At 40.1% G+C, this 13,099-nt stretch carries 11 protein-coding genes and 1 CRISPR repeat array; of the genes, 7 read left to right on the top strand and 4 right to left on the bottom strand.

The window, feature by feature from the left end:
• Both BV375_RS18805 and BV375_RS18810 read left to right on the top strand, forming a co-directional pair.
• A partial coding sequence (locus BV375_RS18805) for a DUF4288 domain-containing protein (RefSeq protein ID WP_339376819.1) occupies positions 1 to 383 on the top strand: 383 nt, incomplete at its 5' end.
• 447 nt (positions 384 to 830) lie between these two features.
• Positions 831 to 1,109, top strand: coding sequence for a hypothetical protein (locus BV375_RS18810; RefSeq protein WP_086763088.1), 279 nt, complete (start codon positions 831 to 833; stop codon positions 1,107 to 1,109).
• A 279-nt stretch (positions 1,110 to 1,388) separates the two neighbouring features.
• Here BV375_RS18810 and BV375_RS18815 read toward each other — a convergent pair whose 3' ends face one another.
• Complete coding sequence (locus tag BV375_RS18815) at positions 1,389 to 2,999, bottom strand: hypothetical protein (RefSeq protein WP_086763090.1); 1,611 nt, start codon at positions 2,997 to 2,999, stop codon at positions 1,389 to 1,391.
• 436 nt (positions 3,000 to 3,435) lie between these two features.
• Between BV375_RS18815 and BV375_RS18820 the strand changes: the two genes are divergently transcribed.
• Together BV375_RS18820 and BV375_RS18825 are read left to right on the top strand one after the other, a co-directional pair.
• Positions 3,436 to 4,377, top strand: coding sequence for an N-acetylmuramoyl-L-alanine amidase (locus BV375_RS18820; RefSeq protein ID WP_086763092.1), 942 nt, complete (start codon positions 3,436 to 3,438; stop codon positions 4,375 to 4,377).
• 242 nt (positions 4,378 to 4,619) lie between these two features.
• The gene (locus BV375_RS18825) at positions 4,620 to 5,696 is read left to right on the top strand and encodes a peptidoglycan-binding protein (protein ID WP_086763094.1); all 1,077 of its coding nucleotides are present in this window, start codon (positions 4,620 to 4,622) and stop codon (positions 5,694 to 5,696) included.
• A gap of 13 nt (positions 5,697 to 5,709) precedes the next feature.
• On the opposite strand, the gene BV375_RS18830 is transcribed toward BV375_RS18825, so the two are convergent.
• Positions 5,710 to 6,294 carry a hypothetical protein gene (locus BV375_RS18830; protein ID WP_086763096.1) on the bottom strand — a complete coding sequence of 195 codons (585 nt, stop codon included), beginning with the start codon at positions 6,292 to 6,294 and terminating at the stop codon, positions 5,710 to 5,712.
• Positions 6,295 to 7,010: 716 nt separating this feature from the next.
• Between BV375_RS18830 and BV375_RS18835 the strand changes: the two genes are divergently transcribed.
• Both BV375_RS18835 and BV375_RS18840 read left to right on the top strand, forming a co-directional pair.
• Entirely contained in the window at positions 7,011 to 7,667 is a 657-nt protein-coding gene (locus BV375_RS18835; RefSeq protein ID WP_086763098.1) for a hypothetical protein, read from the top strand.
• Between the two features lie 208 nt (positions 7,668 to 7,875).
• Positions 7,876 to 8,283 (top strand): hypothetical protein, encoded by a 408-nt coding sequence (locus BV375_RS18840; RefSeq protein ID WP_086763100.1) that lies wholly within the window; start codon positions 7,876 to 7,878, stop codon positions 8,281 to 8,283.
• A gap of 14 nt (positions 8,284 to 8,297) precedes the next feature.
• Here the strand turns inward: BV375_RS18840 and BV375_RS18845 are convergent, their stop codons facing one another.
• Both BV375_RS18845 and BV375_RS18850 read right to left on the bottom strand, forming a co-directional pair.
• Entirely contained in the window at positions 8,298 to 8,822 is a 525-nt protein-coding gene (locus BV375_RS18845) for a DUF1772 domain-containing protein (RefSeq protein ID WP_086763101.1), read from the bottom strand.
• A gap of 857 nt (positions 8,823 to 9,679) precedes the next feature.
• A complete protein-coding gene (locus BV375_RS18850) occupies positions 9,680 to 10,510 on the bottom strand; it encodes a D-alanyl-D-alanine carboxypeptidase family protein (protein WP_086763103.1) in 831 nt (276 codons plus the stop codon).
• A 100-nt stretch (positions 10,511 to 10,610) separates the two neighbouring features.
• Here BV375_RS18850 and BV375_RS18855 point away from each other — a divergent pair, with 100 nt between their 5' ends.
• On the top strand, positions 10,611 to 11,528 hold the full coding sequence (locus tag BV375_RS18855; protein ID WP_086763105.1) for an AEC family transporter: 918 nt from the start codon (positions 10,611 to 10,613) through the stop codon (positions 11,526 to 11,528).
• A gap of 211 nt (positions 11,529 to 11,739) precedes the next feature.
• Positions 11,740 to 13,004: direct repeats of the CRISPR family, unit length 37 nt; unit sequence GTTTCAATCCCTAATAGGGATTTTAGTTAATTGCAAT.
• The last annotated feature ends 95 nt before the right edge of the window (positions 13,005 to 13,099 follow it).

The raw sequence follows: 13,099 nt of genomic DNA on the forward strand, positions 1-13,099 counted from the left end.
GAGTTTTTTCTTTTGATTCTTTTATTCAGAATACCCGGAAAGTGACAGAAGAGGGGTATATCGCTATTATTCTCTATAAATCTTCTTCAGATGCACCTAATTATCAACCTTTATATCAAGAAAGCTTTGTGCTAATTAAAGCTGCTTCTTTAGAGTCAGCAAAAGTAAAGGCTTTAGCTCATGGTAAAAATGAAAGCGTCAGCTATACAAATGAAAATGGAGAAACTATTACTTGGACTTTGCAGCTAGTATTAGATGTGAATTCAGTTTTGTATAATGACATTGATTCATCTGAGGATGTTATTGATTTATATACTCGACATTTTCGCAATTATAACGCTTACCAATCATTTGAGCCATTATTATATCAAGAGCAACTTTAGGATTTATGCATTTTCAATTATCTAAAGTACCAGATGCTTGTATCCTTAAAATTGCCAGCATCTAATTGTCAATATTACCGTTTGTTGTGCCCAATATAGATAAGTAGACAGGCATAATTAAACACAATGACACGGCATATTATGTTTATTTATTCCGTTCTACTTAGTCTACTAAAATAGACTTAAACTATTAGCCAGAGAATTGATACTCTAGCGGGATAGCAACGAAGTCAGAGATTTTAAAAAATCTAGGTAAAATGACAAGGCTTCTGGTTCCTGTTCGCGTAGCGTGCGCTTGGCGCAGGGCGTTAATGTACAACTTCACATTAAATTAATATATGTGCGATTCCGCCCGAACCTTAGCTAGTAGGTGTGACCGGACTTTGACGCGCAGGACGTTTGCGATCCCAAATTTTAGAACGCAAGTCTGTTTGCGCTAATGTTAAAGTGGAAGTTAATTCAGACTACGCAAAACACGGAAATGTGAACCCTGAAGTTAATTCAAGGAACCTTAAAGTTGATTCTGCCTACGCGAAACACGGAAACGTCAACCCTGAAGTTAATTCAAGGAACCCTGAAGTTGATTCAGACTACGCGAAACACGGAAACGTCAACCCTGAAGTTAATTCAAGGAACCCTAAAGTTGATTCAGACTACGCGAAACACGGAAACGTCAACCCTGAAGTTAATTCAAGGAACCCTGAAGTTGATTCTGCCTACCCGTAATAGGGAAAGGTGAAAAAATTACGGACACTTTCCTCAACGAGGGGAACCCCCGCACGCAATACTGCTCGTTTAAGCATTTTTAACTCGGAATTGGGTTTGGGGAAAAGGTTAAAGGGGAAAGGGTAAAGGTTTTTTCTTTCCCCTTTCCCCTTCCCCTTTTCCCCTTAACCGACAAGTATTGCCCCCGCACGGAAGTGTCTTCCTCTGCGCCTCTGGAGTTAAATCAATTATTTTTGAACCGCAGAGGACGCAGAGAACGCAGAGAAAAAACAGATTTTGTCAATAATTCCTTTTCAGCAAATTGCTCAAGATATTAAAGTTCTTGTCCAGCCCACCGACAATATCCATAATCTCGATCAAGTTGCGTGGTGGACGAGAAATTAGCGAATCCACAGCAATCAAGCTTTGAAAATTCACGTGAATATCACCAGTACGCTCAGTTTTACCATCCTGTTGATAGAACTTCACCCCTGCCAGCTGCATAATCTTAATTAGTTCTTGAGCAATGATGCCATAGCCAATCGTGGTCGGATGTATGCCATCTAGGGAAAATAAACCCCCTTGGGTACGACCATTTGGCCCTGAAAGAAAGAAGCGAGAATCAGGTACAGGTGTCAGCGCCTGAAGTTGAGCAGGTAATGGGTAAGCACCGCCAACTTCCTCCCACCACTCTGGTTTGGCTTCGGGATCTTGTAAATAACGGCGGGATGCTAACCTATCTAATAATCCCGCAATATCAAATAAATACCAATCCTTACCTTCAGTACGAGCCTGGCGCACGGCATCGGTTATATAGTCGTTATACTGGTCAATGGCGCTATCAATTGCTCTGGCTTCCTGCCCTGTGAGGTATGGGTGTTTGTTTGGGTCAAAATCTTGATCCTGTATCCAAGGTAAGGTGTAGTAAGGAAAGTATCGAGAACCTGGTCTTACCTTTTGATCTACCCCACGAGCGAAAGGCACAATCGTGATATGAGGTACTGTACCAAAAATTACATGGCGAGCGCGGATTTTTTTGACTTCAGTAACTAACTGGTCAAGTTCTGCTTTAAAGTGAATAGGACGCCAAACAGTATACTTATCATTGATCTCCATATCGTCATAGCCAGTATCACTCCAGGCAACATTAAAAGTGAGAATACTGCCCAAAGCATTATTACCACCAATGAGCACAACCAGCGTTTCAATCCCTTCCGTTTCTGGCGTACCTTCATCAGCTAAAGCTGCGGCTGCTTGTACTGGCGAGAGTGCTACACCATTGCTGTCCCGTGCTGAGTTTAAAGTCCGAATCGCTGCCCGTTCATTATGATTTTCAACCATCACCCGCAGATAATCATCCTTTGGCGGATTATTTTTGAGAATATTGATGCAGATGTCTGCATTACGCGATATAACATTGCGCACATCCCATCCATATACGGCTAGGTTATGATTTATTCCTTGTTGAATGGGGAATAGCGAACCTTCACCACGTTCCCAATAGTTTTCATTGACATCTAAGTATTTGCGTAAAAATAAGGCAGCACCAACAAACTCTAACGGGTTAATAGTAGGACCAAACTTTTTCTCTAAGTCATGGGCTAAGCGTTCCACATTTAATGGCAATCCATCTCCTGGACTCTGATAAGTAGGATAGCGTAGTTCCCCCCAACCCAATTCTTTTGCAATAATTGCCGGATATGAAAGTTGCGTATTAAATATTGCTCCACTTTGGAAACCTTGTGTGATTGAGTCCCCTACTGTCACCAGTCGGTTTTTGGGAGTTCCCACTTTTGTGATATTAACAGGTATACCCAGGGTTGGGTCTGTGACAGGTTTGCGTGGTTGCACAGAGATAACCACATCAGGTGGGGTTTTGGGATCTAATATAGAATTTGATACATTTGTCATGACTGCTTACTGCATTAAGTAACGAACTCAAGATAGAATACTTCGGTTAACCAAATTTAATCAGTAGATATACATAAATCTCAACTACTAATTTTTTTCCCTACTTCTACTTCATAACTATTCTGTAAATTACAGCTACAAATTTTTCTCCCCTACTGCTTTGAGGAGATGTTACACAAAAAAAAGTTTTGTTAAATTGCAGGAATTTCTTGCCAGTAACTTGTAGTTAAAACTTTTTATATTTAATTTTAGCGATTTCAGCTTATTTTATGACTTTTGTCAGATCTGATTTAAAAACATTTATGTTATAAAATTTCTCTAGTTATGGCATTTTTGAGGATGGAAAATTTATTTTCTTTATTCAAAAGTATAAAAGAGTGTTATCAAAAAATGTCAGACGTTTAAACTATTATGAAAATGAGTGGAGGACAGAAACATGAAATTTGGAATTGATAGTGGGCATAATTGCCCTCCAGATACTGGAGCTAGAGGGATCAGATTTGAGGATAACTTAACCTTAGATGTCGGAAATAGAGTTATCTCCAAGCTCCAAGCTTTAGGGCATCAAGTCATTGTTTGTAGACCTGATAGGGCTAGTACGGTAACTGAATCACTGGCTAAAAGATGCGATAAAGCAAATACTGCCAAAGTTGATGTGTATGTATCGATTCACTTTAATTCTTTTAATGGGCAAGCAAATGGCACAGAAGTATTTGCTGGTAGCGAAACTAGTACGAAAATTGCTAAACCTGTATTAGATGAAATTGTCAAATTAGGTTTTTTTAATCGTGGAGTTAAGAGTGGTTCTCACTTATATGTCTTGAGAAATACAAATATGCCTGCGATTCTGGTAGAAGGTTGCTTTGTCGATTCGCAGAAAGATATGAATCTTTATAATCCAGAAGCGATCGCTAATGCCATTGTCAAAGGCTTAACAGGTAAATTACCAACTACTCCTGTAAACCCTGTACCAGATGAGGAGCAGAATGTAGATACCACTATTTTGAGATTGCAAAAGACTTTAAATCAACTGAAAATAACCGATAAAAACGGTAAACCTTTAGTAGAAGATGGACTAGCTGGTGGTGCTACAAGTTCTGCGGTAGCGAAATTTCAGAAAATTGCTGGGATTTCAGAAACCGGAACTGCTGATAAAGCTACATGGGATGCAATCAATTTGATTTTAGCAAAAAGAATCATTCGCCCAAATCATGCTGGAGGTCCAGTAATTCGTTACTTACAATATCGTTTAGGTGTTGAAGTTGATGGTGTCTATGGTCCGCAAACAGAGGTGACGGTGAAAAACTTCCAAAAGCAAAATGGATTACTTGCTGATGGAATTATTGGCCCTGCTTCTTGGCAGAAATTAATTGCTTAGCTATCAGCTATTCATAGCTATGAAAGATTATGCAAGTGAAGTTTTTCTAAATTGCCAATTAGCCAAAAATATGAAAATAATGATTGGCAATTTCACTATTTAAATCTCATAGTTTGGTAATAAATAGACGGCTTGCAAAGGTGTCTGACGTGAAAGAGAAATTGATGAAAAGTTCTCATTAAATTTCTGTGAATTTATCAAGCTTTTGCAAGAAGTCTATAATTTTTAATGGAGAGAAATTTATGGCTTTTAATGTTGGTATTTTAAAATTGCCAGTAATCAAGCTTAGTTCAGAAGGTCCCGTTGTTACCGCTTGGCAAAGCTTTTTAAAAGATGCCCAATTTCCTATTGATGTTGTAGATGGTGACTTTGGTAAACAAACCGATCAAGCAACTCGTAGCTATCAACAAAAAAATGGCTTAACTGCTGATGGTGTTGTTGGCAACATGACCTATGTTAAAGCGCTAAATCAAGGTTTGATTTTAAAACTTGACATTCCAGCTAATACATTGCTAAGTTACCTTGGTTTTGGCGAAGCAGAGGTTAAAGATTTACAAGCTTCTTTAAATAAAGCTGGGCAATTAAATCCTCCCTTAAAACCAGATGGAGACTTTGGTTATACAAGTAGCAAAGGATTAGCCGAAGCATACAAAAAAAGGGATGTCCGCTTGCGTAGCGAATTAGAAGAGGCGTTAAGTAATGCTACTAAGCAAAAACTAGGACAAGATTTAACTCCAGCATTAGATATTTTAAACGGCTATGCAAAAATTCAGAGGTTTTGCCTCAGCGGGCCCCATTGGATTGATAGCTTTCCTACTAGCAAGTTGATTTCTGATTTAGCTTCACCATTTCGTCAAAGAGTAGAAGCATTTCAAAAAGCACTGATTGATGCAGGGTGTCAAGTAATTATTACGGCTACCCATCGTCCAAAAGAACGTGCTTACCTGATGCATTATGCAGCCACCATTGATAGGCAGGATATTGCGCCCAAATATGTCCCAAGTATGGCTGGAGTTAATATTGAGTGGGAGCATTACACCAATGCTGGCTCGCTACAAGCTGCCAAAGATATGGTAGAGGCCTATGGAGTTGGTGGTAATCCTGTTTCCTTAAATTCTCGTCATATTCAAAGACTGGCGATTGATTGGAATGTTACCTGGAATGGCAAGATTAACATTAGGGATGGTAATGGGCGAATGGTGAGTGTAGGAGATCCAGCAAATGCTGCCCTTAACAGAACTTTATGGACAGTGGGTAGTAGCTACGGAGTGTATAAGTTGAGTAATGACCCTCCCCATTGGTCAGTAGATGGTTACTAAGGGCTGACATTAACTACCCACGATTGCGTTCTAATAGCAGCATCATCATTAAACTTAACAAAACCTGTTCTTCTTCGCGATCGCTAAGTTGATCGACAGCTTTGATAATGAATCTTCGGGAGAGAAAAGCGGGGATTTTCTCTAAACGCATGACAACCGTGCCATCAGTACGACTAACTAGGTAGACTGGGTTGAACACATAACCAGTGAACATCCCTAGAACCGGGATCTCTGCAAATAGACTATCTGCAACTTTTATCCAGGGATTTTTTTCCTGGATATTCAAATTGCTAGTATCACCATCAAATATGTCATAGCGGGCACGCCAAAGCGATCGCAATCCTCGCCGTTTGACTGCACCAATTTCTCTACCGTTGCTGTCTGTGAAATTATAACGTGCCGAAAAGTCAATAATTCGGTCAGCTTTGATGTCATAGAGGGGACGGGTACGCTCTAGGTCAGCAAAGATGGTAATTGCTTCCTTTAGCTTGAATAGTTTCTGCTTGACATAGAAAACCAAGTTCCCTTGGCTATCAACAATCGTTATTTGGGGCGCTAATGCCCAAAATTTAAAGGTAAGTTCTAAAGGATACTGCATAGCTTCAGTGAAAACATCAAGATGATTCACTTATTTATCCCAGTTATGATAGTTAATTAACCAGGTGATACCATTTTGAAAAAAGAACGCGACAGATGAGTAGGGGCACGGCACCAGTCAGTGGTGTCAACTTAACGTGAAACCCGCTCTTGTGCAAGGTTTCGCCCTCACCCCCAGCCCCTCACCCACAGGGAGAGGGGAGCAAGAGATTTAGTTCCCCAACTCCTGGGGGAGAAGGGGTTAGGGGATGAGGGCGCGAGGTATTTGTACAACGCCCGCCCTATATCGCTTTTAGCTTAAGTTGACACCAATGGGCACCAGTAAAATAATTTGATATACAAAAAGATTGTGGATGCCGTGCCCCTACAAAGAATTTATCTGTCGCAAACATTATTTGAATTGATATGAAGTAACAAAAATGTCGTCATTGCGAGCGAAGCGAAGCAATTCCAACCCTTGCGATTGCTTCGCTTCGCTCGCAACGACTGTAATTATTTTGCCCAACTACTTATCTGTGTGCATCGGTGTTTATCTGTGGTTCCTTTTAATCTGATTCGGACTTTTCGTAAGAAGTATATTAATCTGCCTAATACTGAGTGATTTTGGATTTACAAAAAAATTTCGCTAGAGGGTGCATAAACTGCTCGAGGTCAACCTATTGAGTAAGTGAAGGGGTTAAAGCCCAAGACAAATACTTAAACTTGAGGAGAATGACCATGAAATTTCGTAACTTAACTGGCTCTTTGCTAACAGCTACTGCACTTCTGACCTCCACCTTACCAACATTCGCAGCACCTTTTGATGTACAGCCTGCTGGCATTTTCAAACCTGGTATTCTCACCCCTGGAGCAGCCGTAGGTAACGCTACTCCTAAAACTCCGACACCTGGCGCGCCTAGTAATCCAGTTGGTAATACTGAAATTCAAGGATTGGGAGACCACCAATCTTGGGTTGACCCGAAAACTCTAGCAAATGACCCACGTGCTTTGTGTAGTGATGTTGGCTTGGGTAACAACACCCGTAACAGTTCTAGCAAATTAGCCTTGGCAACCTCTACCAGCACTCGTTCCAGTTCTTCTCAAAGCCATAATGATGGTGGTGGAGGTGGTGTTAGCTTCTTAGGTATTGGCGTGAGTGGTAGCGGTGCTAGCCAAGGTAGTCAAAATAACAGTGACTCTAAAGATGTCCGCAATAACCGCAACGAAGAAAATAGCAGCAGTTCCTCCACAGTAGTTCAAGGTAAGAATTGCGATGCTTTTGTTAACTCTGCTGCTGCTAGAGATATGAACTACGAAGACAATCTCACTCGCCGTTATGAAATTAAAACGGGTCGTCGAGGACAACAGGTTAATCAACTCTTAGACAACAAATAAGTTAAGTAGGTCGGTGTGAATATTTATCGTTGGGATGAGGCAGGAGGGAAGAGGGTTTAAGCCTATTTGATTTTTCAAAACATAGTTTTGTTTTTCCACACCGTTCTACTTATTTAGTGATTAACAGTAGTTAATTTTGAATTTTAAATATAATCTGATGCCGGGGTTAGCGCCCTGGCAATTACTTTCATACTTCTCAGGAAACATTATGAACAGCCCACCTGGAGCAAGAATTATTACCCTGAGTATAACCTGGTTGCTATCGGTAACATCTTTAGCCAGCGCTCAAACTCCCAGAATTCGTAACTCTCAAATCCTGCCCTATCTACTGGATAATCCCAGTGACAACTCTTTAGTAAAAGTGCGTTGTGTCCCTAGCGATAGGCAGGAAGCACAGAGGCATCGACGTATTATTAGAGATAGCCTCTTGCGACCAACCCAAGGTGATCCCAATGAGACGGTCACGATTGAAATAGAGGGGAGTTGTCGAAATGTGAGAATTCGTGTGCAAAATGATTCACAATTTTCTGATTTCCCTATCGATAATTCCGATTTAGACGACTCTTGGCTGACTCGCAAAGGTTCTGGTTGGTATTGGTTCCAAGATCATCGTTAACTATTTCAGGTTCCCTATTCTCTCGTTAACTGCATCTCCTCAGATGTGAAGCGATCGCGAGTATGATTTATTAGCTTTTCTCGCAAAATAGAAAGTAGTAGCAAACTAAAACCAATCAATTGCAGAAAAAAGCGCGCCGCATGAGAATACTCCCATTGACTACGTAGCTGTGTCCAGTTAACTGGTACTGATTGCGGTGTCGCTTGCCTAAATACTGTATTTGCAGGCTCAGTGAATAGAAAAAAGACCACAGGGAAAGCGAGCAGCAAAAAGATTGTACCTGCCAATGTTAATGGGAAAGCTGGCCGCCGTTTGCGAACCATAATTGTTAAGGTGATCGCGGCCAGTATCGCCCCAATCTCGATCAATGCACCAATATTAGGCGGTCCAAAGGCTACATACAGCGAATTTTGGATTCTGACGTACAACGCTCCGTTGTATTGCATTTTGGCAGGCAATTCTAATATATGACAGAACGCCATTCCCATGCTGAGGGCAACAAGGAGCAGCGTGACGAACCGGAATATCAATAGAGCCATGATTGTCTTCTCTCAGGTTCGTTAGAGGATGTTGAGTTACTGCGACTTATTATGTTGCTAGCCATGCTGACGAGTTTCTACTATCTTGCGAGATAAATTTTATTCGATTTAAGACCGAATAGTAGTGGACTATTTCTAGGCAATTATTTCAAAAATAGAGAAAAACAAGATTTCTGTTTTCAATTAACAGTTTATAAATGCCAAAATTGCTGAGTTAAGAGTGCGATCGCTTCTAAGTATGTGACGCATTTAAATTGTATATTGACTCGTCAATGTCGTTCTTTGTCATTAGTCCTTTGTCAACACAAGTGACCAGTAAAAAATGACAATCTTGACGAAAAAATTTCCAATCTAGACAGGTATTAGCTTATTCAAGCTATTAAATCTCTATATAAATTTGGAAGAGGTTTTGACTGAAAGCGCTTATACAGGAATCTATTTGCGTTTTTAATTTAAAACTTATTCAGAGAAAATCAACACAAATCTATCTTTAGATTGTTACTAAAATAAATATCTATCAAATTTAGATAAAGTATTAAATTCTACCAGTTAAAGTTTTTACCTTGTGCTCAAGTTTTTAAGAAAACTTGGGGATTATTACTCAGCTTTAGCCACTGTAAAAAGATAGAATCTTAATGCGAGCTTATATATATTTAAACCAGCCGTAAGACAGATGAGAGCGTTGACAAATAAATCTAAATTAATACACATAAAGCAAAGGGCATCACGAGTATTTAGGGTGCAGATACATAGGTGAACACAGAGTAAAAAGCATATTTTTTACTCTGTATTTATTTTGAAGATTAATTTTGGCAATATGTCTACCACAATCTTGTTTAAATTCCAAACCAGCGGTACTAGGGCGTTGATTGTGGTGTGGGAGATGGTTTTAAATTTTGAGCTTTGTAGAAAGTTTCCAAGCTATCGCGATCGCCTACAAAACGCCAGTGCCAAGGTTCATAACTGACACCTTGAGCATTATCTTTAGGAAAAGACATCTCAAAACTAAAACGCGCAGCATTTGCTTGTAGCCACTGATAAGCCTTGGTATTGTCAAAATTGGCTTGGAGATTAGTTGCTGGTACTGAGCCGTCGCCCACATCAACAGCATAGCCTGTATGATGTTCGCTATGACCAGGAGGCGCACTCAAAGCAGCTCTTTGTGCTGGTGTTTGATTGCGCTGCGCACCTACACCAAAAAATAACTGTTCCTGCTCTTTGACTGAACGAAACCCAGAAATTGGTACTAAAATTACACCTGCTCTGCGTGCTGCTTTTGCCATCTCTTGAAATTTTTCAGCAGCAGCTTTTCGCATTCTGATTCGCCCATTGGCAGAAACTACTGTTAGCTCAGATTCTGGCGCTTCTGCATACGGTAAATGCCCCAATACAGTATCGCTATTGTTAGTTTGCGTGGTTGCAGAACTATCAGAAGTTGGTGTTTGTGTTGGGGAAATCGTTGGTGAAGGTTGAGAAGTAGCGGTTTTTTTAGGTGAAATGATGAAAAACAAAAAGCCACTACTGATAGCAAGCAGGACAAATGCCAATACTCCACCAGTCAGCAAAACTAGAGGTTGCAAGCGCACCTTAGGTTTTGCATCGGGAGTATCGCGTAAAGCTGCTGGAATATCATCACCAGAAGCAGCCGATGAGTGTTGCGGTTCTCCAGAAAACCCAGCCTTATTCAAGAATTCACTCCTGCTTTTTTTCAATAGCCATAACAGATTGTAGACTGGAAAAAAATAAACGCAAGCGGTAGCATTTTACTCTGTTCTGTTCGGTGTAATCTTGACAAATCTCTTAGAACTCTACGTCAAGCTAGTGGGATTAGTCCTAATAGGATTTATTTTGGGACGTAAGCTACCTGGCACGGTTCCCTCTCGTTTAGGTCAGTTTCTTTTCTACGTAGGAGGGCCTATAAGCATAGTATCTTTTCTATATAAAGCTGACCTTTCGGGACATATTTTGATTGCGCCTGCGATCGCCTACCTCGCCATTTTCCTGGGGGCATTGTTGGCTTGGTTAGGAATTAAATGGCAAGCCTACTTCACCAATACTATTCCCCAAAAACCAACTCAGGGTAGTTTGCTCTTAGCAGCAATGCTGGGTAATACCGGTTATCTTGGCTTTCCCATCATCCTAGCTATGGTAGGACAAAAATACTTTGCTTGGGCCCTGTTCTATGATTTATTAGGTTCACTCTTCAGCTCTTACGGCTTGGGTGTGGCACTAGCAGCCAATTTCAGTGGTAGTGTGAGTAATTCTTGGCAGACAACTAAGGCAATCTTAATTAATCCTGCCCTATGGAGTTTTGGTTTTGGCTTACTGTTGAGACAGGTGAAAATCCCTAATATAGTTGAATTTTATTTGGATAAATTGGCTTGGATTGCCGTTGCTTTATCCCTACTGTTAATTGGGATGCGACTGTCGCAGTTAAAGACTTGGAAAAGCTTACCACAGGTAGGGATGAGCTTGGCAATTAAAATGCTGCTAGTTCCCCTAATTCTTGGCAGTACCTTACCACTTTTTGGTGTGACTGGTTCAGCAGCCCAAGTAATTGTGCTCCAAATGGCAATGCCACCAGGATTTGCCACCCTAGTAATTGCTGAAACCTTCAATCTCGATCGCGACTTAGCTGTGACTGCCTTGGTAGCAGGGGCAGTAGTGTTACTTGTTACATTACCAGTTTGGCTATGGCTGTTTTAATAAAGCTGAGGGAATAGCGAACAGGGAAAAGAGAATTAGATATGATTGACAAAGTAAAGCTTAAATTGTAGTAGCATGACACCGCTAAAGTAATACATTAGCTTATCTGAACTTCGGTTTGAACACCGATAAAATGGATTTCTGTAACGCCCCATTTTAGGCGTGTCAGTCCAGCCAGTAGGGTGCGTTATAGCAACGCTTAACGCACCGATAAATATCATGACTTGCGCAATTTAATTAATTGCAATTACCGAAGGCAGAGCGGTATCTAGAAGATTGGGAGATGGCGAGTTTCAATCCCTAATAGGGATTAGATTTAATTGCAATCCAGATACGCCACATATAATTTCCCTTTTCTGCAGTTTCAATCCCTAATAGGGATTAGATTTAATTGCAATTCTGCCTTCGCATCCCCGATTTGAGCTTCTAGGTTTCAATCCCTAATAGGGATTTTAGTTAATTGCAATTTTGTGGCTATCGCCGGAAGAATTGAGCGAAGGTGCGTTTCAATCCCTAATAGGGATTTTAGTTAATTGCAATAGTTTGCAGGTATCACCAAAAGCGACTATATCAGGTGTTTCAATCCCTAATAGGGATTTTAGTTAATTGCAATTTTCGATCGCGGCGATTATTTCCGCTCCTGATAAATCCTTGTTTCAATCCCTAATAGGGATTTTAGTTAATTGCAATAACGCTTGTCCACTTAGTTCAACTTGCTGATTACGAGTTTCAATCCCTAATAGGGATTTTAGTTAATTGCAATGTTAAAGACAGACTTGGTTGGTACAACTTTCAAGTTTCAATCCCTAATAGGGATTTTAGTTAATTGCAATGTTGCTTTGAAAGGGATTAACTTATAAATTTTGATGTTTCAATCCCTAATAGGGATTTTAGTTAATTGCAATGTTGTAAGGACCCCGGCTGGGCTTTTGCTTTGTTTCAATCCCTAATAGGGATTTTAGTTAATTGCAATATTCTATTGATACTGAAAGAGATGAAGTTAGTGTTGTTTCAATCCCTAATAGGGATTTTAGTTAATTGCAATCAATTAGATTTAATGTCAACGCAGGCAGATATATAGTTTCAATCCCTAATAGGGATTTTAGTTAATTGCAATTCTTACGGTTATAGTCCATCAGTATTAGTAATTGTTTCAATCCCTAATAGGGATTTTAGTTAATTGCAATCCGATACCTGTGGGTAGCATATAGGTCACGCATGTTTCAATCCCTAATAGGGATTTTAGTTAATTGCAATCTCTTCAGCATATTGCCCTTGTTTGGGAAGAAAGTTTCAATCCCTAATAGGGATTTTAGTTAATTGCAATAATCTTTGCGCCTGTATCGAGCGTCATAATCTACAGTAGTTTCAATCCCTAATAGGGATTTTAGTTAATTGCAATAAAATGGGTTCAAGACTCTGGATTCCCATTCAAAAGCGTTTCAATCCCTAATAGGGATTTTAGTTAATTGCAATGCTCAAACCTTGATAGAGGTTGTTTCTTATCTACAAGTTTCGGGAGCATCCCAGTTTTTATTTAGCGAGCAAAGATTAATTCATTCAGGTAAGCA

Origin of the sequence: Nostoc sp. 106C (assembly GCF_002154725.1) — a bacterium.
Taxonomy (GTDB): domain Bacteria; phylum Cyanobacteriota; class Cyanobacteriia; order Cyanobacteriales; family Nostocaceae; genus Aulosira.

Excerpts from the sequence above, each read along its gene's own strand:
- BV375_RS18820 (WP_086763092.1), top strand. The coding sequence starts at position 3,436 with ATGAAATTTGGAATTGATAGTGGGCATAATTGCCCTCCAGATACTGGA.
- BV375_RS18830 (WP_086763096.1), bottom strand. The coding sequence starts at position 6,294 with ATGCAGTATCCTTTAGAACTTACCTTTAAATTTTGGGCATTAGCGCCC.
- BV375_RS18845 (WP_086763101.1), bottom strand. The coding sequence starts at position 8,822 with ATGGCTCTATTGATATTCCGGTTCGTCACGCTGCTCCTTGTTGCCCTC.
- BV375_RS18825 (WP_086763094.1), top strand. The coding sequence starts at position 4,620 with ATGGCTTTTAATGTTGGTATTTTAAAATTGCCAGTAATCAAGCTTAGT.
- BV375_RS18835 (WP_086763098.1), top strand. The coding sequence starts at position 7,011 with ATGAAATTTCGTAACTTAACTGGCTCTTTGCTAACAGCTACTGCACTT.
- BV375_RS18815 (WP_086763090.1), bottom strand. The coding sequence starts at position 2,999 with ATGACAAATGTATCAAATTCTATATTAGATCCCAAAACCCCACCTGAT.
- BV375_RS18840 (WP_086763100.1), top strand. The coding sequence starts at position 7,876 with ATGAACAGCCCACCTGGAGCAAGAATTATTACCCTGAGTATAACCTGG.